The 23,971-nt window shown below is 65.7% G+C and carries 24 protein-coding genes; 13 read left to right on the top strand and 11 right to left on the bottom strand.

What is annotated here, in order from left to right:
• Window positions 1-273: 273 nt before the first annotated feature.
• The 3 genes from M1248_RS07730 to M1248_RS07720 are packed head-to-tail and all read right to left on the bottom strand — an operon-like array spanning window position 274 to window position 4,285.
• Entirely contained in the window at window positions 274-2,169 is a 1,896-nt protein-coding gene (locus M1248_RS07730) for an acetoacetate--CoA ligase (protein ID WP_163731433.1), read from the bottom strand.
• Window positions 2,166-2,912 (bottom strand): 3-hydroxybutyrate dehydrogenase, encoded by a 747-nt coding sequence (locus M1248_RS07725; RefSeq protein WP_163731435.1) that lies wholly within the window; start codon window positions 2,910-2,912, stop codon window positions 2,166-2,168. Before M1248_RS07725 ends, M1248_RS07730 begins: the two co-directional genes overlap by 4 nt.
• The gene (locus M1248_RS07720) at window positions 2,909-4,285 is read right to left on the bottom strand and encodes an MFS transporter (RefSeq protein ID WP_163731440.1); all 1,377 of its coding nucleotides are present in this window, start codon (window positions 4,283-4,285) and stop codon (window positions 2,909-2,911) included. The genes M1248_RS07725 and M1248_RS07720 overlap by 4 nt, the downstream gene beginning before the upstream one ends.
• Window positions 4,286-4,393: 108 nt before the next feature.
• Here M1248_RS07720 and M1248_RS07715 point away from each other — a divergent pair, with 108 nt between their 5' ends.
• The 4 genes from M1248_RS07715 (at window position 4,394) to M1248_RS07700 (ending at window position 7,664) form a co-directional block, all read left to right on the top strand.
• On the top strand, window positions 4,394-5,326 hold the full coding sequence (locus M1248_RS07715; RefSeq protein WP_317147963.1) for a LysR family transcriptional regulator: 933 nt from the start codon (window positions 4,394-4,396) through the stop codon (window positions 5,324-5,326).
• Between the two features lie 90 nt (window positions 5,327-5,416).
• The gene (locus M1248_RS07710) at window positions 5,417-6,610 is read left to right on the top strand and encodes an Ig-like domain-containing protein (protein ID WP_317147962.1); all 1,194 of its coding nucleotides are present in this window, start codon (window positions 5,417-5,419) and stop codon (window positions 6,608-6,610) included.
• 26 nt (window positions 6,611-6,636) lie between these two features.
• Window positions 6,637-7,416, top strand: a complete 780-nt coding sequence (locus M1248_RS07705; protein WP_163731449.1) for an alpha/beta fold hydrolase — start codon at window positions 6,637-6,639, stop codon at window positions 7,414-7,416.
• Entirely contained in the window at window positions 7,416-7,664 is a 249-nt protein-coding gene (locus tag M1248_RS07700) for a fibronectin-binding protein (protein WP_317147961.1), read from the top strand. The genes M1248_RS07705 and M1248_RS07700 overlap by 1 nt, the downstream gene beginning before the upstream one ends.
• 4 nt (window positions 7,665-7,668) lie before the next feature.
• Here the strand turns inward: M1248_RS07700 and M1248_RS07695 are convergent, their stop codons facing one another.
• Window positions 7,669-8,562 carry a lysophospholipid acyltransferase family protein gene (locus M1248_RS07695; protein ID WP_317147960.1) on the bottom strand — a complete coding sequence of 298 codons (894 nt, stop codon included), beginning with the start codon at window positions 8,560-8,562 and terminating at the stop codon, window positions 7,669-7,671.
• 98 nt (window positions 8,563-8,660) lie between these two features.
• On the opposite strand from M1248_RS07695, the gene M1248_RS07690 reads away from it, so the two are divergent.
• The gene (locus M1248_RS07690; RefSeq protein ID WP_163731459.1) at window positions 8,661-9,368 is read left to right on the top strand and encodes a TetR/AcrR family transcriptional regulator; all 708 of its coding nucleotides are present in this window, start codon (window positions 8,661-8,663) and stop codon (window positions 9,366-9,368) included.
• A gap of 7 nt (window positions 9,369-9,375) precedes the next feature.
• Here the strand turns inward: M1248_RS07690 and hsaB are convergent, their stop codons facing one another.
• Genes hsaB through hsaA form a run of 4 tightly spaced genes read right to left on the bottom strand, consistent with a single transcriptional unit; the run spans window position 9,376 to window position 12,923 of the window.
• Entirely contained in the window at window positions 9,376-9,939 is a 564-nt protein-coding gene (gene hsaB / locus M1248_RS07685) for a 3-hydroxy-9,10-secoandrosta-1,3,5(10)-triene-9,17-dione monooxygenase reductase subunit (RefSeq protein ID WP_163731462.1), read from the bottom strand.
• Window positions 9,939-10,838 carry an iron-dependent extradiol dioxygenase HsaC gene (hsaC, locus tag M1248_RS07680; RefSeq protein ID WP_163731465.1) on the bottom strand — a complete coding sequence of 300 codons (900 nt, stop codon included), beginning with the start codon at window positions 10,836-10,838 and terminating at the stop codon, window positions 9,939-9,941. Before hsaC ends, hsaB begins: the two co-directional genes overlap by 1 nt.
• The gene (hsaD, locus tag M1248_RS07675) at window positions 10,835-11,725 is read right to left on the bottom strand and encodes a 4,5:9,10-diseco-3-hydroxy-5,9,17-trioxoandrosta-1(10),2-diene-4-oate hydrolase (protein WP_317147959.1); all 891 of its coding nucleotides are present in this window, start codon (window positions 11,723-11,725) and stop codon (window positions 10,835-10,837) included. The genes hsaC and hsaD overlap by 4 nt, the downstream gene beginning before the upstream one ends.
• Before the next feature lie 13 nt (window positions 11,726-11,738).
• Window positions 11,739-12,923, bottom strand: coding sequence for a 3-hydroxy-9,10-secoandrosta-1,3,5(10)-triene-9,17-dione monooxygenase oxygenase subunit (gene hsaA, locus M1248_RS07670; protein ID WP_317147972.1), 1,185 nt, complete (start codon window positions 12,921-12,923; stop codon window positions 11,739-11,741).
• Window positions 12,924-13,090: 167 nt separating this feature from the next.
• Between hsaA and M1248_RS07665 the strand changes: the two genes are divergently transcribed.
• Window positions 13,091-14,152 (top strand): ferredoxin--NADP reductase, encoded by a 1,062-nt coding sequence (locus M1248_RS07665; protein ID WP_317147958.1) that lies wholly within the window; start codon window positions 13,091-13,093, stop codon window positions 14,150-14,152.
• A gap of 42 nt (window positions 14,153-14,194) precedes the next feature.
• Window positions 14,195-14,740, top strand: a complete 546-nt coding sequence (locus M1248_RS07660) for a hypothetical protein (protein WP_163731474.1) — start codon at window positions 14,195-14,197, stop codon at window positions 14,738-14,740.
• A gap of 4 nt (window positions 14,741-14,744) precedes the next feature.
• Here M1248_RS07660 and M1248_RS07655 read toward each other — a convergent pair whose 3' ends face one another.
• A complete protein-coding gene (locus M1248_RS07655) occupies window positions 14,745-16,838 on the bottom strand; it encodes an acyl-CoA dehydrogenase (protein WP_317147971.1) in 2,094 nt (697 codons plus the stop codon).
• A 276-nt stretch (window positions 16,839-17,114) separates the two neighbouring features.
• On the opposite strand from M1248_RS07655, the gene kstR reads away from it, so the two are divergent.
• Genes kstR through M1248_RS07640 form a run of 3 tightly spaced genes read left to right on the top strand, consistent with a single transcriptional unit; the run spans window position 17,115 to window position 19,394 of the window.
• A complete protein-coding gene (gene kstR / locus M1248_RS07650) occupies window positions 17,115-17,720 on the top strand; it encodes a cholesterol catabolism transcriptional regulator KstR (RefSeq protein ID WP_163737815.1) in 606 nt (201 codons plus the stop codon).
• 2 nt (window positions 17,721-17,722) lie between these two features.
• On the top strand, window positions 17,723-18,469 hold the full coding sequence (otsB, locus tag M1248_RS07645) for a trehalose-phosphatase (protein ID WP_163731479.1): 747 nt from the start codon (window positions 17,723-17,725) through the stop codon (window positions 18,467-18,469).
• The gene (locus M1248_RS07640) at window positions 18,456-19,394 is read left to right on the top strand and encodes a phosphotransferase (protein ID WP_317147970.1); all 939 of its coding nucleotides are present in this window, start codon (window positions 18,456-18,458) and stop codon (window positions 19,392-19,394) included. Before otsB ends, M1248_RS07640 begins: the two co-directional genes overlap by 14 nt.
• Here the strand turns inward: M1248_RS07640 and M1248_RS07635 are convergent.
• Window positions 19,391-20,491, bottom strand: a complete 1,101-nt coding sequence (locus tag M1248_RS07635; RefSeq protein ID WP_163731485.1) for a substrate-binding domain-containing protein — start codon at window positions 20,489-20,491, stop codon at window positions 19,391-19,393. The genes M1248_RS07640 and M1248_RS07635 overlap by 4 nt on opposite strands.
• 100 nt (window positions 20,492-20,591) lie before the next feature.
• On the opposite strand from M1248_RS07635, the gene M1248_RS07630 reads away from it, so the two are divergent.
• From M1248_RS07630 to M1248_RS07620, 3 genes are read left to right on the top strand one after another with little or no spacing between them, the layout of a single operon-like run.
• Window positions 20,592-21,497: a metal ABC transporter solute-binding protein, Zn/Mn family gene (locus M1248_RS07630; protein WP_317147957.1), complete on the top strand. Its 906-nt coding sequence runs from the start codon at window positions 20,592-20,594 to the stop codon at window positions 21,495-21,497.
• A gap of 7 nt (window positions 21,498-21,504) precedes the next feature.
• Entirely contained in the window at window positions 21,505-22,308 is an 804-nt protein-coding gene (locus M1248_RS07625; protein ID WP_163731491.1) for a metal ABC transporter ATP-binding protein, read from the top strand.
• On the top strand, window positions 22,301-23,161 hold the full coding sequence (locus M1248_RS07620; protein WP_197905541.1) for a metal ABC transporter permease: 861 nt from the start codon (window positions 22,301-22,303) through the stop codon (window positions 23,159-23,161). The genes M1248_RS07625 and M1248_RS07620 overlap by 8 nt, the downstream gene beginning before the upstream one ends.
• On the opposite strand, the gene M1248_RS07615 is transcribed toward M1248_RS07620, so the two are convergent.
• Window positions 23,158-23,964, bottom strand: coding sequence for a sulfurtransferase (locus tag M1248_RS07615; protein WP_317147956.1), 807 nt, complete (start codon window positions 23,962-23,964; stop codon window positions 23,158-23,160). The two genes, M1248_RS07620 and M1248_RS07615, sit on opposite strands and share 4 nt — an antisense overlap.
• Between the last annotated feature and the right edge of the window lie 7 nt (window positions 23,965-23,971).

The raw sequence follows: 23,971 nt of genomic DNA, 5'->3' as shown, positions 1-23,971 counted from the left end.
GCAACGAATGCCCCCACGCGCGCATCTTGACGTGAGGCAACAGGCCGACACGATTGGACGGTGAGCAGAACGTGCAAAAGGCGCACTATCTGATGCTTCGCGACTTGCGCGCACAAGCGAGCCACAGCGGCTGAGGGGTCCGTCGCTTGGGAATCTCCAAGGAAACACCAAGTCAGATCCGTCAACTTGGGAATGGTAAGAAAGGAGAACTCAGATGATCGTCACCGTGACACCCACCTACGACGAAGACGACCACATCATTCGATCGGAGAACTAGCGCTTCAGGTTCGCGTACCAATCCAGCAGATCGGGATCGTCGACGGCGGTGCGCTCCACCACCTTCGCGGCGTCAGCGCCTGCGAACAGTTTCTTGATCGGCACCTCGAGCTTCTTCCCGGTACGCGTATGCGGCACCCCGGGAGCCTCGATGATCTCGTCGGGCACATGCCGCGGGGAAACCTCGTCGCGGATGGCCTTCTTGATCCGCTCACGCAGATCATCGGTCAGCTCAGCGCCGCCGGCCAGCACGACGAACAACGGCATCCAATACCCGCCGTCCTCCTGCTCGCACCCGATCACCAACGCCTCGGCGATCTCCGGCAGGCGCTCCACCGACTGGTAGATGTCAGCACTGCCCATCCGGATCCCGTGCCGATTCAGCGTCGAGTCCGATCGCCCGTGCACGATGACGCTGCCGTGATCGGTGATCGTGATCCAGTCACCATGGCGCCACACGCCGGGAAACATCTCGAAATAAGCACTGCGATAACGTGATCCGTCGTCGTCGTTCCAGAAGCAAATCGGCATCGACGGCAACGGCTTCGTGATGACCAACTCGCCAACCTCGCCGCGCACGGAGTTACCCGACTCATCCCACGCGTCCAGCGCGCAACCGAGGAACGGGGCCGACAGTTCCCCAGGCCATACAGGCACGGTGCGCACACCGCCGATAAAGGCCGAGACCACGTCCGTGCCGCCACTGATCGAGGCGACCTGGACATGTTCACCGACGTTGTCGCGCAACCACAGTGAGGACGACGGCGGCAACGACGATCCGGTGATGCCCACCGTCCGCAGCGCCGATAGGTCATGCTCTTTGCGCGGAACAGCGCCCGCCTTGGCACATCCGAGCACATATCCGGGACTGGTGCCCAGGACGGTCGCCCGCAGCCGCGCCGCGATCTCCCACAGCGCATCCGGCCGCGGCGAGTTCGGACTTCCCGAATAGCAGACGATCGTGGCGCCCACCAGCAGCCCGGCGATCTGAAAGTTCCACATCATCCAGCTGGGGCTGGTGTACCAGAAGAAGGTGTCCTCTGGCCCGATATCAGACTGCAGGGCAACAGCTTTCAAATGCTCCAGCACGACGCCACCGTGCCCGTGCACGATCCCCTTGGGCTTACCCGTCGTCCCCGACGAATACAAGATCCACAGCGGATGGTCGAAGCTGACAGACACCGTCGTGAGCTCGCCGCCGGTCGCGGTCAGCTCAGATGCCAGCACCGTCTCTTTCAGCGTCGGCAATCCCTTGCGCAGCGCTTCGACATCCTCACGCTTGTCGTAGTGCTTTCCGCCGAAGTCATATCCGTCGGCCGTCACCAACACCGCCGGCTCGAGCTGACCGAGCCGATCCAGCGCGGCCTTCGCCGAATAATCCTGGCCGCAGGCGCTCCAGATCGCCCCGACGCTCGCCGTCGCCAGGAAGGCGATGACGGCTTCGGGGATGTTGGGCAGGTATCCCGCGACACGATCGCCCACGCCGACACCGAGCGAGCGCAGCCTGTCCGCGAATGCGGCGGTACGCCCGAGCAATTCGGCCCAGGAGACTTCGATGTCTGTGCCGCCCTCGACGACGTGGATGATCGCGGGCCGGTCGGTTCGCGCGTTGCGGATGACCTGGTCGACATAGTTCAGCGTGACGCCCGGAAACCACTGCGCGCCCGGCATCGTGTCGTTCTCGAGGACTTTCTCACCGCGCTGGCCGAGCTCGAAGTAGTCCCACAACGTGGCCCAGAACTCGGCGGGTTCGTCCACCGACCACTGCCACAGGGATTGGTAGTCGGTGGTCGTCACGCCGGTGCGATCTGCCACGAAGCGCGCGAAGTCGGTCACTCGGGCTGTGGCGACGTCCTCGTCCGTCGGCACCCATTGCGGTGCGGCACCGGTCATCGCGCGCTCCAGCCTCCGTCCATGGTGTAGGACGCACCTGTCACCATTCCCGCGGTCGGCGACGCCAGCCAGCCCACCAATGCCGCTACTTCCTCGGGTTCCACCAGACGTTTGATGGCGCTCTCCTTCAGGAGGATGTCGGTGACCACCTTATCCTCCGAGATGCCGTGCACCTTGGCCTGATCGGCGATCTGCTTGGTCACCAGCGGGGTTCGCACATATCCCGGGTTCACGCAGTTGCTCGTCACGCCGTGCGCCGCACCCTCGAGCGCAGTCACCTTCGAAAGACCCTCGAGACCGTGCTTGGCCGTCACGTAGGCGACCTTGAACTCCGATGCCCGGATCCCGTGCACCGAGGAGATGTTGATGATCCGGCCGAAGTTCTGCCGGTACATGTGCGGGAGCGCGGCGCGAATGAGAAGGAACGGCGATTCCACCATGAGCGTCATCAGGTGGCGGAAGCGATCCGGCGCGAAGTCGGGGATCGGGCTGACGTGCTGAACCCCGGCGTTGTTGACCAGGATGTCCGCGTCGAGCTGTAGCCCTTCGAGCGCCGAGACATCGGAAAGGTCTACGGCCCACGCGTTTCCGCCGATATCCTTGGCGACCGACTTGGCCCCGACGTCGTCGCGGTCCGCGACGGTGACGACCGCCCCGCGCGCAGCCAGCTGCCGCGCACACGCCTCGCCGATGCCGCTCGCACCGCCGGTCACCAGCGCGGTGCGTCCCGCGAGCTCGGTCATACGACCCCGGCCTTGGCGAGCTCTTCGCGGTCGGCGACGTCGATGGTCTCCAGGTCGAGGCCGTTCGTCTCACGCATCACGAGTACGGCGATCAGCGTGACCACCGACGCGCCTGCCAGGTAGATCGCGATCGGCACCCAGGAGTCGTAGATCTCGAGCAGCTTCACGGCGATGATCGGCGCGAGCGATCCCGCAACGATGGAGGTGACCTGATAGCCAAGCGACACACCGGAATACCGCATCCGCGTCGGGAACATCTCGGCCATGATCGCGGGCTGCGGTGCGTACATCAGCGCGTGGATCATCAGTCCGATGACGATGGCGGCGATGATGAGCAGATAGTTGGCGGTGTCCATCATCGGGAATGCGAAGAACCCCCACGTCGCCGCCAGGATCGTGCCGACGAGGTAGACGGGCCTGCGGCCGTACCGATCGGCCAGTTTGCCCACGAACGGGATCACCAGGAAGTGCGCCGCGTGCGCGACGAGCATGTACCGCAGGATCGCGTTGGTGTCGACACCGACCTGCACCTTGAGATACGTGATCGACACGATGACCACGAGGTAGTACATGATGTTCTCGGCGAATCGCAGTCCCATGGCCGTGAACACGCCGCGCGGGTACCGCTTGAGCACCTCGACCACACCGTACGAGACGGCCTTGACGCGCTCCACCTCCTGCTGTGCCTCGAGGAAGATGGGCGCATCGCTGACCTTCGTCCGGATGTAGTAGCCGATCAGCACCACCACTGCCGACAGCCAGAAAGCGACTCGCCAGCCCCAGGACAGGAACGCCTCTTCCGACAGGGTCGCGGTCAGCACCCACAACACCACCGTCGCGAGCATGTTGCCTACGGGTACCGCGGCCTGCGGCCAGCTGGCCCAGAAGGCCCTGCTCCGATTCGGGCTGTGTTCGGCCACCAGCAGCACGGCGCCACCCCACTCGCCGCCGACGGCGAACCCCTGCAGGAAACGCAACACCACCAGCAGCGTCGGGGCCCAGACGCCGATCTGGGCGTACGTCGGCAGGCAGCCCATCAGGAACGTGACGACACCGACGAGCAGGATGGCGAACTGCAGCAGCTTCTTGCGCCCGAACTTGTCCCCGAAATGCCCGAACACCACGCCGCCCAATGGGCGGGCGACGAAGCCGACCGCGTAGGTCAGGAACGCCGCGAAGATGGCGCCGTACGCGCTGTCACTCTCCGGGAAGAAGACCTTGTTGAAGACGAGTGTGGCGGCGGTGCCGTAGAGGAAGAACTCGTACCACTCGACGACGGTCCCGGCCATCGAGGCGGCGACCACCCGTTTGAGGCCGCTCGGAGCCGACGTCACGTCACTTCCGGTCGCTTTCGGATCGTTGTGAATCGTCATCGAACGCTCCTCGATTGTGATGCACCGCACAGACCTATGTGAGTATTCATGCAGGTACCCCCACCTGCAATGATCAAAACTGCAGGAGCTATCTGCAAAAATGCAGATATGGCTGTGTTCTCTCGCTCATCGGGTCGCCAGCCCAGCGCCGATGACCTTCTCGTGTTGCTGGCTGTCGGGCGCTCGGGCCGCTACACCATCGCCGCGGAGGAGCTCGGCCTCAACCACACCACGATCTCGCGCCGCATCAACGCGCTCGAACAGTCAGTCGGCGGCCGGGTGCTGGCCAGGGTGGCCGGCGGATGGGAGCTGACCGACCTCGGGCGCGAGGCACTGTCGGCCGCCGAAGCCGTCGAGTCGGCGGTGCGCTCGTTGTCCGTTCACACCGGCGGCCAGCGCGCGCTCGAAGGCGTGGTCCGGATATCGGCGACCGACGGTTTCTCCGCCTACATCGCCGCACCCGCCGCCGCCAAGGTGCAACGGAACCATCCAAATGTCGCGGTGGAGATCGTCGCCGCGACCCGGCGCGCCACCCAACAACGTTCCGGCCTCGACGTTGAAGTCGTCGTCGGGGAGCCGAAAGTTCACCGCGCCAAGGCGATCCGACTCGGCGACTACTGTCTTGGCCTCTACGGTGCACGTGATTACCTGGCCGACAACGGAACACCGGCGAGCATCGCGGACCTCGCCCGCTATCCGCTGGTGTACTTCATCGACTCGATGCTGCAGGTCGACGACCTCGACGTCGCCACGAGCTTCGCGCCGACCATGCGTGAATCTGTGACGTCCACCAACGTGTTCGTGCATGTCGAGGCGACGCGGGCGGCGGCGGGCATCGGTCTGCTGCCGTGCTTCATGGCCGACCGGCACGACGATCTGGTGCGAGTGCTGCCCGACGAGGTGGCGGTGCGATTGACGTACTGGCTCGTCACGCGTGCCGAGACGTTGCGCAGACCCGAGGTCGCGGCCGTAGTCGATGCGATCCAGCAGCGAATGACCGAACAAGCCGACGTGCTCCTCGGCGGGCCAACTCCGCGTTGACCGCGATCCGGACCGCGCCCGACCTGCATCTACGTAGTAACTACGTAGCATAGTGATGCAACTGCTTCGACGAACGACGGGACAATACGCATGCGGCGGGTCTGGTGGACGACAGCGACCGTGATGACCATCGCCGCACTTGTCGTCGGGCTCGGTGCATGTAGCAGGTCATCGCCGCCGCCACAGCCGCAGGCGATCATCGACAAGGGCACGCCGTACGGCGATCTGCTGATCCCGAAACTGCAGACGTCCGTCATCGACGGCGCCGTAGGCGTTGCGGTCGAATCACCTGTCACGGTGAGCGCCGAAGACGGCGTCCTTGGTCCGGTGACACTCGTCAACGACGCGGGCCGGATGGTCGAGGGAGAACTGAGTCCCGACGGTCTCGTCTGGCGCTCGGCCGAGCCGCTGGGTTACAACAAGCAGTACACCCTGACCGCCGAAGCGTTGGGCCTCGGCGGCGCGACGCAGAGCAGCGCGACATTCGAAACCCACTCGCCCCGAAATCTGACGATGCCCTACGTCTTCCCCAAGGAGGGCGAAGTGGTGGGCGTCGGTCAACCGGTCGCGGTGCGGTTCGACGAGAACATCCCCGACCGATTCGCCGCGCAGCAGGCGATCACGGTCAAGACCGACCCCCCGGTCGAGGGCGCCTTCTACTGGGTGAACAGTCGCGAAGTCCGCTGGCGCCCAGCCGAATACTGGAAGCCCGGGACCAGGGTCGACATCAGCGTCGATACCTACGGTGTCGACCTGGGCGACGGACTGTTCGGCCAGGATGACGTGACGAGTCATTTCACGATCGGCGATGAGGTCATCGCGACCGCCGACGACGCCACCAAGACGATGACGGTGCGCATCAACGGCGAAATCGTGAAGTCGATGCCGATCTCCATGGGTAAGAACGCAACTCCGACCGACAACGGCACCTACATCATCGGCGACCGCTACTACTTCCTCGTCATGGACTCGTCGACGTACGGTGTTCCGGTCAATTCACCCGACGGATACCGCACTGAGGTCAACTGGGCGACACAGATGTCCTACAGCGGAATCTATGTCCATTCGGCGCCGTGGTCCGTCGGCAGCCAGGGCCGCTCGAACGTCAGCCACGGTTGCCTGAACGTCAGCCCGCAGAACGCCGAGTGGTTCTACGATAGCACCAAACGCGGCGACATCGTCGAGGTGGTCAACACCGTCGGCCCCACGCTGTCCGGCGTCGACGGACTCGGCGACTGGAACATCCCCTGGGAGCAGTGGAAGGCCGGAAACGCCGGGGTGTAGTGGTCGATCAGCGCTAGCGTCGAGGAATGCCGTTCATCGACCATCCGAAGGGGCGCGCGTATTACCGGCACTGGGCCGCCCCCGAGCCGCGCGCCGCGGTCGTCTTCCTGCACGGCTTCGGCGAACACACCGGGGTCTACCACCGCTACGGGTTCGCACTCAACGCCGCGGGAATCGACCTGTGGGCGGTCGACCAGTTCGGCCACGGACTCAGCCCGGGCGACCGCGGCGATTTCGGTTCGATCGAGCACAGCTCCGACCTGGCCGACACTCTCACCGAACTGGTGGAAGGCGAGCGACCTGGCGTGCCGCTGATCGCACAGGGCCATTCGTTCGGTTCGGTCGTGACCCTGTTCCGGCTGCTGGATCAACCCGACCGCTACCGGGCCGGAGTCATCTCCGGCGCTCCCCTGGTGCCGATCCCCGAACTCCTCGACACCGACACGGCGTTCGACCTCGAGCCCGGCTGGCTCTCGGCGGACCCCTTCTACGTCGATTCGCTCGAGAACGACCCCCTGGCGTTCGTCGGTGCCGATGGGACGTCGCTCGCCCGAGAGCTCGACAGGGCCTGGGACCGGTTCGGTGGGGAGCTGCCGAAACTGTCGGTGCCGACGCTGGCGGTGCACGGCGTCAACGACTCGATAGCACCGGTCGGGGCCGTCCGCGCCTACGCCGAGCAGATTGCGCCGCTGCGGCTCACCGAGTTCCCAGGCGGCCGCCACGACATTCTCAACGAGACGGTGCACCGTGAGGTGGCTCGGACAATCGTCGAATTCATCGAGACGGTGGGGCTAGGCTCTTCGTGATGATCAAGAAGGCATTCCTCGCGACCGTCGCCATTTGTGGCGCGGCGGTGGCGTTCGCCGTCCCCGCCGCCGCACAGCCAGGGCGTCCTCCGTGTGACCTTGCGCTCTCCTTCATCTGCAACATCATCCCGACGGCGCCCGACCTCGATCACAATGTCGACCTCTCGACACAGGTGCCGGTAGATCCGAACGCCCCGGACCCCGAATTGATGCCGCCGCTCGACCCGTGTTCGGCGGGCTGTATCTAGAGCATCATCGAGGTTGCATGGCCCGACCCCATGCGAGCGGGTTCAGGTTCCGAAACGGATCGTTCTCGCGCAGCTCCTGCAACTCGGCGAGCGTGGCTTGCAATGCGCTCTGTGCCTGCTCCTTGACCGTGGCGATCCACGTGTCGTTTCCGACGCGAGGTGGTCGCGAGGTATCGATTGGCGAGGCGAACCGCAGGTACATGCGCTGTGGTCGCGGTACCACGGTCGGACCCCAACCCCGCAGGATCGGGATACCGACTCCCGGAAGGCCGTGTAGACGCTCGCCGAGACCCCGGCTCCGTGTCTCCCAGGCCCCACCGCGTTCGACCAGGCTGGAAAAGACGTCGTCGCCGCCGACCAGCCCGACGGGCACGATCGGATAGTCGTGAGCGACCGCCAACCGGGCGAAGCCGCTGCGGCGTTCCCACTGCAGCACGTACTCCTCCCCCTTGAACTTGAGCATGTCCCGGCCGCCTCCGGGGAACACGAGGACGGTCTCACCCCGTCGCATCAATTCCGCGCACGTGTCGGGATGACCCGGGACCGCGCCTGCGGCCTCCAGCACATCGCGCACAACACCTTTCGTCTCCCCCAGCTGCCTGTTGGCGAGGCCGCGAACCCGGACACCGAGTTCGCGGTGGACGAAGTAGGGAATCAGCACGATCTCGGCAGACCCGGACAGTGTGTGATTGCCGACGAGGAGAAACCTCCCGTCGCGCGGCAGGTTCTCCAGTCCATCGACATAGATCCGGCAGAGATCGATGACAGGAGCCAACCCATCGGCGACCGCGAAGATCGTCTTCTTCAGGGCCCGTACCCGGGTGGGTTCATCAACGAGGCGGTCGACGTCGGCGCCGACTGAGCCGCTGTGTCGCACGGATTCCTTCTGCGTCGTCATGCCACCACTATAGCGACTGACTGACCAAATGGCGATAATGGTCAGTTCGTTCAATCATCTTCGCCATGCGAACCTGGTTCGCCGATATAGTCCGTTGGATGGCATCACCGTTCGACGAACTGCCGGAACAGAACTCCGGCACGGCGGCGCGAATCCTCACGGCGGCCAACGATCTCCTGCTCGGTCGCGGCGCGAGGGGGTTCAGCGTCGCCGATGTGGCCGCGCGAGCGCATGTCGGAAAAGGCACGGTGTATCTGTACTGGCCGACGAAAGAGGATCTGCTGATCGGGTTGGTCGGTCGAGCATTCCTGCGCGCCCTAGAGGATCTGATCGTGAAGTTCGAGGAGGAACCCGCTCTGGTTCGTCCTTCACGCTTCTGCCCGATGATGCTGCAGGTAGCGACCGGCCACCCGCTCATCGCCGCCCTCCAGCGCCACGATGACGATCTCCTCGGCGTCCTTGCCGACCACCCCCGCTCTGTCGAGCTCAACGAAGCACTGGGGCCGAGTGCGGTACTGCGCGCGGCCCTGCCGCTCTGGCGTCAGCACGGGATGGCCCGGACCGACTGGGTTACCGCGGATCAGGCGTTCGCTGTGCAGGCACTCGTCACCGGTGTCACACATTCGCTGGTCACCGATTTCGTCGGTGCCGACCAGCGATTGAAGATCTTGGGCTCCGCCGTCACGGCGTTACTCGGACCCGAGCGCCCCAGCCAGAAAGGACTCCGTGCCGCGGCGACGGGCATCGTCGCCTTCCTCCGCGACGGTCAGGCCGCCGCGCTGCGGGTCATCGAATCTCGTCGGTAGGCGCGTGTCAGAGCCAGGTGTCGTCGGTGGTGGCGGTGAGAAACGCCTCGAGATCGTCGCGCCAATGCGCCGGGGTGTTCTTGTCCGGCTCGATTCCGGTGTACTGCCCCTTGTAGAACAACAGCGGGCGCGGTTTCTTGTGCGGCACGTCCGACAGCGAGTGCACCGCGCCGAACACCACGAGGTGATCGCCGCCGTCGTGCACCGAATGCACCGTGCAGTCGACGTGCGCCAGCGTGTCCTTGATGACCGGTGATCCGAGTTTCGAGAGATGCCAGTCGATTTCGGCGAACTTGTCCGGCTCCTTGGAGCCGAAGCGCGCCGAGACGTCTTTCTGTTTCTCGTGCAGCACGTTGACGCAGAAGTGCCCGCTGGACTCGATGGCCTTCCAGGATCGCGACACCTTCGTCGGGCAGAACAGCACCAGCGGAGGATCTAGCGACAGCGCCGCGAACGATTGGCATGCGAACCCGACGGGCTTTCCGTCGTGCATGGTGGTGATCACGGTGATGCCCGTACAGAACTGCCCCAGCACATTTCGGAATGTGCGGGGATCGATAGGCTCACCCACTACTTGAAGCCGATGCTGAAGTCGTGGCCCCACAGGCTGACGGCCGTGCTCTCCCTGGCGACCCAGTCGTCGTCGGTGACCTGCAGGCCTTCACAACCGAATTCGACGTCGAACCCGCCGGGTGTCTTCATGTAGAACGAGAGCATCTTGTCGTTGACGTGACGGCCCAGGGTGGCCGACATCGGGACCTTGCGGCGTAGCGCGCGGTCAAGGCACAGCCCGACGTCGTCGGCCTCGCCGACCTCGACCATCAAATGCACGATGCCGCTTGGTGTCTCACCGGGCATGAAGGCGAGGCTGTGGTGGCGAGGGTTGACGCCGAGGAAGCGCAGCCACGCCGGCGGGCCATCGGCGGGCCTGCCGACGAGCTGCGGAGGCAGCTTCATCGAGTCGCGCAGGAAGAAGCCGAGCACGTCGCGATAGAAGTGCAGTGTCTCCGCGTCGTCGCGCGTGGTGAGCACCACGTGACCGAGACCCTGCTCCTCGGTGATGAACTTGTGGCCGTACGGGCTGACGACGCGGCGGTGTTCCAGCGCGACCCCGTGGAAGACCTCGAGTGTGTTGCCCGAGGGATCGTCGAACGTGATCATCTCGTCGACGCGGCGCTCGGCGAGCTCGGCGGCCGATGCCTCTTTGTAGGGCGTCCCCTGGATGTCGAGGCGATTGCGGATCTCCTGCAGCGCCGCGGCATTCGCGGTCTCCCAACCGGACTGCAGCAGGCGGTCATGCTCGCCGGGAACAATGACCAGCCGCGCCGGGAACTCGTCCATCCGCAGGTACAGTGCGCCCTCGGTCTGACCGGATCCCTCGACCATGCCGAGCACCTTCAGGCCGTACTCGCGCCACGCCCCGACGTCGGTTGATTCGATGCGTAGATAACCCAATGACTTGATGCTCATGAGCCACCCCCGAGAAAATCGATAGTCAGCTTGTTGAACTCGTCGAACTTTTCCACCTGCGCCCAGTGCCCGCACTGTCCGAAGACGTGTAACTGAACCTTCGGAATCTGCTTGAGCGCCACCAGCGCCCCGTCGAGCGGGTTCACCCGGTCCTCACGGCCCCAGATCAGCAGCACACGCTGGCGCAGCTTGTAGACCTCGCGCCACATCATGCCGAGCTCGAAGTCCGCACCCGCGAACGACTTACCCATCGCACGGGCGGCGGCCAGCGATTCGGGACGGCTCGCGATCTCGAACCGCTCGTCGATCAGCTCGGGCGTGACGAGGTTCTGGTCGAAGACCATGATGCGCAGAAACTTTTCCATGTTCTCGCGCGTCGGCTCGGCGGTGAACTTGCCGAGCAGCCGCACGCCCTCGGTGGGATCCGGTGCGAACAGGTTCACCGACAAGCCGCCCGGGCCCATCAGCACCAGCCGCCCGGCGCGCCTGCCGTTGTCGAGCGCGAACCGCACCGCGGTCCCACCGCCGAGCGAATTGCCGACCAGGTCGGCGCTTTCGATCCCGAGATGGTCGAACAGGTTCAGCAACGCGGTCGCGCTGTAGCGGTTGTACTGCTCGTGCTCGGTGTGCTTGTCCGAGTGTCCATATCCCGGCTGATCGACAGCGAGCACGTGGAAGTGGCGGGCCAACACCGCGATGTTGCGACCGAAGTTCGACCAGCTCGACGCGCCCGGTCCCCCGCCGTGCAGCAGCACGACCGTCTTCTCGTTGCCGACACCCGCCTCGTGGTAGTGCAGGCGCATGTCATCACGAACCTGCGCAAAACGCGACGTCGACTCGAACGTGATCTCTTGCTGCTGAGCAGCTTCGGCAGCGAAGGAGGTCATCTGGCCTTCCCAGTTAAACCATCGTGTCCTGCGGTGGCAGGCCGAACTCGTTGTTCCCGAAGATCAGGTATGCCCGCTCCGGCTCGTTGGCGGCGTGCACGCGGCCGGCGTGCGCGTCGCGCCAGAAGCGCTGCACCGGCTGATCGGAGTTCAGCGCGGTCGCGCCGGAGGCCTCGAAGAGCAGGTCGATCGACGAGATGGCGCGGGCGGTGGCGCGGACCTGGTCGCGACGGGCCCGCGCCCGCAGCTCGAACGGAATCTCTTTGCCCGCCTTCAACAGTTCATGCTCGTCGCGAACATTGCCGATGAGCTGACGCCAACCGGCGTCGATATCGCTCGCCGCCTCGGCGATCCGGATCTTGGCGAATGGGTCGTCCTTGGACTTCTCGCCGGCGAACGCCGCGCGGACGCGCTTGCCCTGGTGTTCGACGTGGGCATCGTAGGCGCCGTAGGCCATTCCCATGATGGGCGCCGAGATCGTCGTGGGATGCATGGTGCCCCAAGGCATCTTGTACACCGGCGCGGTGTTGTTCTCCAGCCCACCGGCGGTGCGGTCGTTCATCGCCTTGTAGGACAGGAAGCGGTGCCGCGGGACGAACACGTCCTTGACCTTGAGGGTGTTGCTTCCGGTGCCCTTGAGCCCTACGACATGCCAGACGTCGTCGATCTCGTAGTCCGAACGCGGAATGAGGAAGCTGCCGAAGTCGACCGGCTTGCCGTCCTTGATCACCGGACCGCCGACGAACGTCCACGTGGCATGGTCGCAGCCCGAGGACCAGTGCCACGCGCCGTTGACGATGTAGCCGCCGTCGACCACCGTGCCCGCCCCCATCGGCGCGTACGACGAGGAGATCCGCACGGCCGGATCGTCGCCCCAGACCTCCTCCTGCGCCTGTTGGTCGAACAGGGCGAGGTGCCAGTTGTGGACGCCGATGATCGAGCTGACCCATCCGGTCGATCCGCAGGCGCTCGCGATGCGGCGGACGGCCTCGTAAAAGACCGTCGGATCGCACTGCAGGCCGCCCCACTGCTCGGGCTGCAGAAGCTTGAAGAACCCGGCCTCGTTGAGCTCAGCGACGGTCTCGTCGGGCAACCGCCGTAGTTCCTCGGCCGCCTGCGCCCGCTTTGCGATGAGCGGCAGCAGATCGTCGATGCCGGCTAGGACCGACTGCACGTCACGCTGTTCAATATTGTCGATGGATGTCACAGACCGTCGCCTTCCGGAGTATGGGCCTAGATGAAGATTAGAACACGTTACGATTTGTGTCGAGAAGGGCCTTGCTGCGGCGGCTGGACCTGGGGACATGCATTTCTGTAACCTGTTCTAGTTATTGGCCCGTAATATTTCGCGAGGAAGGGTGAACGGTGACGGACGAGCCGCTCGGAAGCCACGTGCTCGAGCTGGAGCTGACCGACGTCGTCGAGGAGACCACCGACGCGCGTTCGCTGGTTTTCAGGGTCCCGGACGGCCCCGACTCAGCAGATGTCCCGGCCGACCGGTTGCGCTACTCGCCGGGTCAATTCCTGACGCTGCGGGTGCCCAGCGAGCGCACCGGCTCGGTGGCGCGCTGCTACTCGCTGTGCAGTTCCCCGTTCACCGACGACCCGCTGACCGTGACCGTCAAGCGCACCGCGGGCGGATACGCGTCGAACTGGCTGTGTGACAACGCGCACGCCGGCATGAAGATGCACGTGCTGGCACCGTCGGGCACCTTCGTACCCAAGACCCTCGACACCGATTTCCTGCTGATGGGTGCCGGCAGCGGCATCACACCGATGATGTCGATCTGCAAGTCGGCCCTCGCCGAGGGCAGCGGCAAGGTCGTGCTCATCTATGCCAACGAGAACGAGAACTCGGTGATCTTCCACGCCGCGCTGCGCGACCTGTCGGCCAAGTACCCCGATCGGCTCACTGTCGTGCACTGGCTCGTCAGCGTGCAGGGATTGCCGAGCGCGGCGGCGTTGGCCGGCCTGGCCGAGCCGTATGCCGGACACGACGCGTACATCTGCGGCCCGGGTCCCTTCATGGTCGCGGCCGAAGAAGCGCTCAAGTCCCTCGGCGCGCAACGCATCCACATCGAGGTGTTCAAGTCACTGGATTCCGACCCGTTCTCCGCGGTGGTCATCGAGGAAGACGACAGCGATGAGGGGCCGGCCACCGCGGTCGTCACGCTCGACGGTGAGAAGCATGAGATCACGTGGCCGCGCAAGGCGAAGCTGCTCGACGTACTGCTTGACAAGGGCCTCGATGCGCCGTTCTCGTGTCGAGAGGGCCACTGCGGCGCGTGCGCGGTACTGAAGAAGAGCGGCGACGTCGAAATGGAAATCAATGACGTGCTCGAGCAGTCCGACCTCGACGAGGGTCTGATCCTGGGCTGCCAAGCGCTGCCGCGATCCGATTCGGTCGAAGTCACTTACGACGAGTAACCCGCAGGCTACGATGCGCGCACCGAAGGGAGCATCTCTGTGATGAAGCGGTTGGCCGGCGCGTTCGTGGCGATCTCGGCGACAGTGCTGACACTGGCGACCATCACACCGACAGCCGTGTCTTCGGCTGCGCTGGACACGGCGGACTCGTCGATTCCCGTCAACCCGGTGGACACGCTGCAGATGCGTGTGACGGCCAATTGCATTGCTGCCGAGGCGAGATGCTTGTTCGACACCGTCGCAAACCTGCGCACACCGAACGGTGTGGTCGGGTTTCCCGGTGATCTGTACGCCCGGCAGAACGTGACGCTGCGCACGATGGACCGCTCCGTCTACATCAATTCGAACGTCGCGACCCCGAACACCCGGATCTTCAAATCGTTGACCGACAACGAGATCTCGACGGTCTACTTCGGCGGCGGACCGCCGGACAGGGTGGCCCTGCACGGCGTCGCATGGCCCATCGACTCCTACACCGGCCGTCCGCGTACCGACGTTCCGCTGATCGTGTGCTCCTACATCCAGGTGGTGTACGCCGGTGTCAACCTGACGTCACCCAACGCCTGTGCGCAGGCCGCGTTCTCTTAGCAACCTAGCGGGGTAGGCCGAGCAGTCTTTCGCCCGCCATGGTGAGCAGAATCTGCTCGGTTCCGCCTGCGATCGTCAGGCAGCGGGTGTTCAAGAAGTCGAAGACGGTCTTGTTGTCGACGACGCCCGCGCCCTCGGACAGTTCCATCCTCAGCTCGGACAGCGCCTGCCGGTAGCGCACGCCGATGAGCTTGCGCGCGCTGGCCTGCGGACCCGGATCTTGGCCCCCCACAGCGAGTTCCGCGATCTTCTGATCCAGCAGCGAGCCGACCTGGGCCGCCAGGATCAGCGAGCCGAGCTGGTGCTGTCCGGTCGAATCGAGATCGAGATCGGCGACCTGACGCAACAACTCCTCCATCGGGTTGCCCAGCGCGGTGCCATGTGCCATCGCCACCCGCTCGTTGGCCAGCGTCGTGCGCGCCAGCCGCCAGCCGTCGTTGACCGGGCCGACCACCATCTCGTCGGGCACGAAGACCTCGTCGAAGAACACTTCGTTGAACAGATTGTCGCCGGTGATCTCTCGCAGCGGACGGATGTCGATGCCCGCCGACTTCATGTCGACGAGGAAATAGGTAATGCCCTTGTGCTTGGGGGCGTCCGGATCGGTACGGGCCAGGCACACACCCCATGCCGCCTTGTGGGCCGCCGACGTCCACACCTTCTGTCCGGTGAGCTTCCAGCCCCCGTCGGCTCGTACTGCCTTGGTCCGCAGCGCTGCCAGATCCGACCCCGCGCCGGGCTCACTGAACAGCTGGCACCACAGGAACTCGCCGCGCAGCGTGGCGGGGACGAACTGCTCGATCTGCTCGGGAGAGCCGTGCTCGAGAATCGTGGGCACCGCCCACCATCCGATCACCAGATCCGGGCGAACCACCTCGGCCTTGGCCAGCTCCTGATCGATCAGCAACTGTTCGGCCGGGCCGGCCTCGCGGCCGTGCGGACGCGGCCAGTGCGGCGCCAGCAGTCCGGAATCGGCCAACGCAACCTGCCGCTTCTCCGCGGGCTGCGCGGCGACTTCGGCTACTGCAGAAGCGATTTCGGGGCGCAGATGCTCCACCGATTCGAGGTCGATCTTCAGATCGCGGCGCACACCCTGCTGAGTGAGTGTCGCGACACGGCGCAGCCACTTGTCTGCGCCACCGAGGAAATGCGCGATGCCGTACGCGCGCCGCAGATACAGATGCGCGTCGTGCTCCCACGTGATCCCGATGCCGCCGAGCACCTGAATGCAGTCCTTGGCGTTGGCTTTCGCGGCGTCGATTCCGGCGGCCGCAGCCACCGCGACGGCGATGGAGAGCTGCTGCTCGTCATCCTCGGCCACCGCCCTGGCCGCGTCCGCCGCGGCCACCGAAGCCTGCTCGGAGCGCAGCAGCATCTCGGCACACATGTGCTTGATGGCCTGGAAACTGCCGATCGGCTTGCCGAACTGCTCGCGCACCTTCGCGTACTCCGTCGCGGTCTGCAGTGCCCAGCGCGCCAGCCCCGCGGCCTCGGCGGCCAGCACCGTGGCAGCCAGATCGGCGAAACGTTGCGGCGACGTCGACAGCTTTACCGCAGGTGCGGCGTCCAGCACGACACGCGCCAGCGGCCGCGAGAAGTCGGTCGGGGTCAGCGGTTCGACGGTGACCCCGTCGGCAGATGCGTCGATCAGCACAACGGAGTCCGCAGCGGGCAGCACCAAAATCCCGGCCGGATCGGCTCCGAGCACGTAATCGGCGGTACCGGATGCGTGCGCGCCGTCGAATTCGATGTTGGCCGTCAGCGTGGCACCCGCAACGCGCTCACCGGCTATCAGCAACTCCAGGATGTCGGCCTGCTCGACCAGCAAAGTGGCCAGTGCCGTAGTCGCGACCGGACCGGGGACCAGGGCTGCGGCGGCCTCGTCGACCATCGCACACAGATCCTCGACGGTGCCGTCGGCGCCGCCTTTCTCCTCGGACAGCGCGACACCGAAGAGGCCGAGTTGGGCCAGTCCGTCGTAGGCTGAACGCCACGCGTCCGGCTGGCCCGCCTCGACCTTCCTGGCCGCCTCGGAGGGGCCTGAAGCAGCTGCCCAGCTACGGACCAGTTCGCGCGCGGCAAACTGCTCGTCGGTCATTGTGGCTGACACCGTCTGCTCCTAGCGTTTGGGTGAGAAGTCCATGCTTCCCACTAGAACGTGTTCTAATAGTGCCAGCGATCGACCGTCAAGTCGACCGCCATAGCAGCAGGACACGTCGGTGCCGCGGCGTTTCTGAAGTGAGAAAATGTAGTTCGGCATGCGTATCGTTTTCGGCGATACCCGTGCGGAGAAGGAGTAGTCGAACAGATGTCCGGCCTGTCACAGCCAAACCAGGGATCGGGGTCGGATTCGCGACCGCCCCAGGTGATGACCGTGGCGGTGTTGGCCGAGTCCGAACTGGGATCCGAAGCCCAGCGGGAGCGCCGCAAGCGAATCCTGGACGCTACCCTGGCCATCGCCTCCAAGGGTGGTTACGAGGCGGTCCAGATGCGCGCGGTCGCGGAACGGGCGGATGTGGCGGTAGGCACGCTGTATCGCTACTTCCCTTCGAAGGTGCACCTGCTCGTCTCGGCGCTGGGCCGGGAATTCGAGCGCATCGACGCCAAGACCGACCGTGCCACCATCGTCGGAGGCACCCCCTACCAGCGACTGAACGTCATGGTCGGCAAGCTCAACCGCTCGATGCAGCGCAATCCGCTGTTGACCGAGGCGATGACACGGGCATTCGTATTCGCCGACGCCTCGGCGGCGGGTGAGGTCGACCACGTCGGCAAGCTGATGGACTCGATGTTCGCCCGCGCCATGAGCGACGGCGAGCCGACCGAGGACCAGTACCACATCGCGCGCGTCATCTCTGACGTCTGGCTTTCGAACCTGCTGGCCTGGCTGACGCGGCGGGCGTCGGCGACCGATGTCGCCAAGCGTCTGGATCTCGCCGTGCGGCTTCTGATCGGCGACGGCGAGCACCCTAAGATCTAGGCGTGCTCCCGGTCGAACTGCAGCGCGCGCTCGATACGGTTTGCCGGGTTCCCCGGTTACTGGTCACCTGTGATTTCGACGGCACCCTCGCACCCATCGTCAGCAACCCGGCCGACGCTCGGATGCTGCCCGATGCGGCCACCGCGTTGACCGCGCTCGCCGAACTGCCCGACACCGACGTGGCCCTGATATCCGGACGGGCGCTCGGCGTGCTGCGATCGTTGTCGAGGATGCCGGCATCCGTTCATCTGGTCGGCAGCCACGGGGCCGAGTTCGACACCGGGTTCGCCCACGACATCGACGAGGCTCTGCTGACGCGAATCATTGCCGAGCTGAACGAGATTGCAGCGGACAAGCCAGGCGTGACTGTGGAGACCAAGCCGGCATCGGTCGCCCTGCACGTCCGCAATGCCAGTCCGGCCGACGGAGAGGCGGCGTTGGAGCAGGCCCGCCTGGCCTCGGAGAGCTGGGACGCGCACGCCACCGCGGGCAAGGCGGTGCTGGAGTTCGCCGTGATCCAGACCGACAAGGGCGAGGCGGTCGACATACTGCGCGACCAGAACTCCTCCACAGCGGTGGTCTTTCTCGGGGACGATGTCACCGACGAGAAGGCGTTCGCGCGGATGCGAGACGGCGACATCGGCGTCAAGGTCGGACCCGGTGACACAGCAGCGGGCTTTCGCATCGGATCGCCTGACGATGTCGCAGAAGCATTGGCGTACCTGCTGAATGCACGTGCTCACCGCTGACGAGCTGAAAGCCCGCACGGCACGAGCGGTTTCGGCCGCGACCGCGGCGGGTCGCGGCCTCGGACTGGAGGTCTCCCAGCCGCGTGTCCTCTATGACGCTTTTTCCGTGATCGTTCATCTTGCTCCGGTACCCGTCGTCGTCCGAGTGCCCACGGTGCTGCCACCGTCCTATTCGGCGACCCCGGAAACCCAGACCGCGCAGCAGCGTCGCGAACTCGCCGTGACGGGTTGGCTGGCCGACCGCGGCCATCCGGTGGTGCCCCCGAGTCCTTTGGTGCCGCGTGAACCCGTTCGGCGCGACGGCTTCTCGATGACCTTCTGGCAGTTGATCGACGAAGTCCCCGACGCGAGCACGAACATCATGCGCCGCATCGAGCAGACCGCACACCTGCACGCCGCATTGCGCTGCTACGACGGCGATCTCGACTTCTGGGCACCGTTCGCAACCTATATCCCCGACGGGCTGGCCGCATTGGAGCGCATGCCCGAGCTGCTGTCCGCCGCCGATCTTGAACGGGCGCAACGGGAATGGGCCGTGATCGCGCCGGTGCTGACGTCACCACACGCATTCGAACAGACTTTTCCCGGGGTCGGCATTCAGCCCATTCACGGTGACGCGCCCCACTACAACATGATCAGCACACAAGACGGGGACCTGTGGTCGGACTTCGAACTCGTCACCCTTGGTGCGATCGAATCAGACCTCGCGATGGTGGGACCCGAAGGAATTTCGGCCTACAACGCGGCCGCCACGGCCGCGGGCCTTCGTCCTGTCGACGAACGGGTGTTGCGGGTCACCGAGGCGGCGGGCCGCCTGGCGGCAGCTGCGGCGCTGGCGATGGTGCCGCAATTGCCGATGCTGGCCGATGGTTTGACGCCGACACTCGACGAGTGGCGCGTCAGCCCGCCGATCACCGAGGTCTAGGCGGGCGGACCCGACGTGCGGCCGCGCACCACCTGGGTCTCGAGCACCTCGATCACCGGCAAGCCGGAGCGCGGCGGGTTGTGCAGCAGCCGGCCCGCGCGTCTGCCCTTTTCCATGCTCGGCTGAACCACCGTCGTCAGGCCGCGCCGCAACGCCTCGGGTACGCCGTCGAAGCCGGTCACCGTCATCTGACCGGGAACGTAGACACCCTTCGCCCGCAAGTGATCCATCGCCGACAGCGCCAGCACGTCGGCCGTGCACATCAGAGCGGTGATGCGTGGGTTCTCGTGGAGTGCCACCTCGGCGGCCGCCCCACCGGACGTCGGCAGGTGTTCATAGCTCTCGACCACGGTCAGCGACGCCGGGTCGAGGCCCGCGGCGGTCATCGCGTCGTATACGCCGTGAATGCGCTCGCGCTGGACGTGGAAATGCGGAGTCTGGACTCGGTCGGGGTCCGCCAATGCCGCCTCCGGTCCCCCATGCGGCCAGTCGCGTCCCAGTCGCATCGTCAGCAGGCCGATCTCCCGGTGGCCAAGGCCCACAACATGTTCGGCGAGTTGGCGCATGCCTTCGCGGTCGTCGATACACACCCGCGAGGTGCCAGGCGCATCCTTAGGCTGGTCGACGACGACGATCGGGAGGTGCCGCTGCTGCACCACCGATAGATAGGGATCGTCGTCGGAAGCCGAGTACACCACGAACCCGTCCACCCCAGCCGCCAGGACGGCGGCCGAACCGTCGTCGAGGCTGCGCTTCGGACCGATCGCCACGAGCAGCAGTCCCTGCCCGGCCTCTTCGCACGACTCCGCGAGGCCGGCGACGAAGTCGAGCGCGGCGGGATCGCTGAACGAGTAGTTGAGGGGTTCGGTGATCATCAACCCGACCGCCCCTGCCTTGCGAGTGCGCAACGACCGGGCCACCGGGTCCGGTCCCGGGTAGCCCAGCTGCTTAGCGGTGGCCAGTACGCGGTCACGCAGATCGGCCGACAGCTGATCCGGCCGGTTGTAGGCGTTGGAGATGGTGGTCCGCGAGACCTTCAGCTCGGCGGCCAACGAGGCCAGAGTCGCCCGGCGCCGGGGCGCTGGACTCCTGGACATGATGTGACGTTAGCCGATGAATTTGCGTTACCCGGGATGCCGTGGGCTAGAGTTATTGGAAACGGTTTTCATTTCTGTTCAGAGGCTTACGGGAGATGCCATGCGTGCCAGCTTTGCGGCGATGACGGCGGTGGTGGTTGCGATCGGCGCCGCCGGATGCAGTCAGCGGGAATCGGTGCAATCCGATGCCGGCACCGCGTCCGTCGTGGCGTCCACCGATGTCTGGGGCAGCGTGGCCAGCGCTGTCACCGGCGACCATGCTTCCGTGACGTCGATCGTGAACGGGACCGTCGCCGATCCGCACTCGTTCGAGGCCAGCCCCGCCGACACCGCGACGCTCACCGACGCCTCGCTGGTCGTCTTCAACGGCGGCGACTACGACCACTGGGTCGAGCACGTGCTCGAAGAACATCCGGACGTGCCGAGCGTCGACGCCTACGCACTGCTACCACCCTCGTCGCAGCCTCCGAACGAGCACGTCTTCTACGACCCGGCCACCGCCAAGGCCGTCGCCGCGCAGATCGCCGAACGACTGTCGACGATCGACTCCGCCAACGCCGACGCCTACCGCGCCAACGCCGCGACGTTCGGCGCCAAGGCCGACGAGATCCTGACGCTCGAGCGCGCAATCGGCCAGGAGCATCCGGGGGCCTCCGTCGTCGCGACCGAGCCCGTCGCACACTACCTGCTGGTCAATGCCGGTATCACCGACAAGACTCCAGAGGGCTTCGCCAACGCGATCGAGGAGGACACCGACCCGTCCCCCGCGGACCTGGCCGCGATGCTCGACATGATCAACGCTCGGCAGGTGTCCGCGTTGCTGTACAACCCGCAGACCGAGACCGCGGTCACCAAGCAGCTTGCCGACGCTGCCAACCGCGCCTCGATACCCGTCGTGAACGTGACGGAGACCCTGCCCGATGGCACCGACTACCTGACCTGGCAGCGCCAAACCGCCGAACAGCTGGCGAGCCAGTTGGATAAGGCGCCACAGGCGAACAGATAATCAATCTGTGCCTGCTGACGTCGTCGCCGAACTGACCGGCGCCCGGCTGGCGTTCGCCGAACGCGTGCTGTGGGACCAACTCGATCTCGCCGTGCGCGCTGGTGAATTCATCGCGGTGCTCGGCCCGAACGGTACCGGCAAGACTTCCCTGCTCAAGGTGCTGCTCGGCCAACTGCAACTCACCGCGGGCAAGGTCACGATCTGCGGGAAGCCGGTCGAAAAGGGCAGCAGGCGAATCGGTTACGTGCCCCAGCACCGTGCGATCGACAGCGGGCTGTCGCTGCGGGCGTGTGATCTCGTCGGTTTGGGGTTCGACGGTCACCGCTGGGGTCTGGCGACCGACCGTTCGGCCAAGCGCACAGCCGTGCAGCGGGCGCTGAACCAGGTCAACGGCAAGACACTCGCGAATATGCCGGTCGGTGTGATGTCGGGCGGCGAGCTCCAGCGGGTGCGGATCGCCCAGGCGCTGACCACGGATCCGGTGCTGCTGCTGTGCGACGAGCCACTGCTCAACCTGGATCCGGCCAACGCACGGCTGGTGTCGACGCTGATCGATGCGCGCCGGCGCGACGCGAACACCGCCGTACTTTTCGTCACCCATGAGGTCAATCCCGTTCTGCCATACATAGACCGGGTGTTGTATTTGGTCGACGGCCGATTCCGGATCGGCACCGTCGAAGAGGTGATGACCTCGGCGACCCTTTCCGAGTTGTATCGCGCCGACATCCAGGTGGTGAAGGTCGGCAGCCGCTACGTCGTGGTCGGCGAGCACGACCACTCGGCACACGCGAGCGGCCACGACCATGAGTGAACGGCTCACCGACCTGCTGGCGCACCTGTTCTCGTTCGACATCACCCTCGACCTCTTGCGCCGCGACTTCGTCCAGCAGGCCCTGCTCGCGGCCGCACTGCTCGCCCTGGTGTCCGGGTTGATCGGACCGTTCATCGTGATGCGGCAGATGTCGTTCGCGGTGCACGGATCCAGCGAATTGTCCCTCACCGGAGCGGCTTTCGCACTGCTCGCCGGTTTCAACGTCGGTATCGGCGCACTGGTCGGATGCGCACTGGCCGCAGTTTTGTTCGGGGTGCTGGGCCAGCGTGCACGTGAACGGGATTCGGCGATCGGTGTGGTGCTGGCGTTCGGGCTCGGCCTTGCAGTGCTGTTCATCCATCTCTATCCCGGTCGCAGCGGGACGAGCTTCGCGCTGCTGACCGGGCAGATCGTCGGCGTCGGCTACTCCGGGCTGGCGTTATTGACCGTCGTGTCGGTGGTCGTCATCGTCGTGCTTGCGGTGTCCTACCGTCCCCTGTTGTTCGCCACCGTCGACCCTGAGGTGGCGGCGGGACGCGGAGTTCCGGTGCGCGCGTTGGGCATTGTCTTCGCCGCGCTGGTCGGGGTCACGGCCGCACAGGGCGTGCAGATCGTCGGGGCGTTGCTGGTGATGTCACTGCTGATCACCCCCGCTGCGGCCGCAGTTCGGGTGTTCTCGTCACCCGGGGCGGCAGTCGCGGCATCGGTGATCTTCGCCGAGGTGTCCGCCGTCGGGGGCATCCTGCTGTCCCTGGCGCCTGGGGTACCGGTTTCGGTGTTCGTCACGACGATCTCGTTCGCGATCTTTTTGGTGTGCTGGCTGATCGGTCGTCGCGGCCGTGCCCGCAGTTAGTCCCGTTCCACCGGACGTGTTGATTCCGAAGACCATTCAGACCATGAGCCCGGATACAGCGCGGCGCCGACTCCGGCCGCGGCGAGCGCAGCGACCACGACCGACGCCGTGACACCCGATCCGCAGTACACGCCCACGGCGCCGCTGGACTCCGGGACATCGGCGACGAAACGCCCGTCGCGGTCCAGCAGGCTCGTGCTCGGGACATTGCGGGCGCCGGGAATGTGGCCCGCGACCGGATCGACGGGTTCGACCTCGCCGCGGAAGCGTTCCGGCGCGCGAGCGTCCAGCAGGGTCAGGTCGGCGGCGGTCACCTGCTCGGCGGTGAGTGTCGGCAACGCACCCGCGTACAGGTCGTGGTGTGACACCGTCACATCACCGGGTTGCGTGCTCGCCGGACCAGTTTCGAGCGGACCGGACCAGGCGGCCAGTCCGCCGTCGAGTATGCGCACATCGGCGATGCCCGCCGCGGTCAGCACCCACCAGGCGCGCGCCGACCCGGCCCGGTTCCAGTCGTCGTACACGACGACCGGCGAACCGTCGCGTACACCCCACCGCCTGGCGGCCGCCTCCAGGTCTCGCCCCGACGGCAGCGGGTGGCGGCCACGCCCGGTGACGGTGTGGTCGGACAACTCGTCCTCCAGCGAGACGTACACCGCGCCCGGGATGTGCCCTCGCTCGAATGCCGCGCGTCCGTCGGGCTCGCTGAGCTGCCAGCGCACGTCCAGGATCGTCGGCCGCTCGCCGGCATCCAGCCGCCGCTTCAGTTCCGCCGCGCTGATCAGTACGAGCTCACGGGTCACCCCGTCG

This window comes from Mycobacterium sp. 29Ha (genome assembly GCF_032883055.1).
Lineage (GTDB): Bacteria > Actinomycetota > Actinomycetes > Mycobacteriales > Mycobacteriaceae > Mycobacterium > Mycobacterium gallinarum.
Note: the sequence above shows the minus strand (reverse complement) of the source record. Positions and strands in the feature narration are given on the sequence as shown.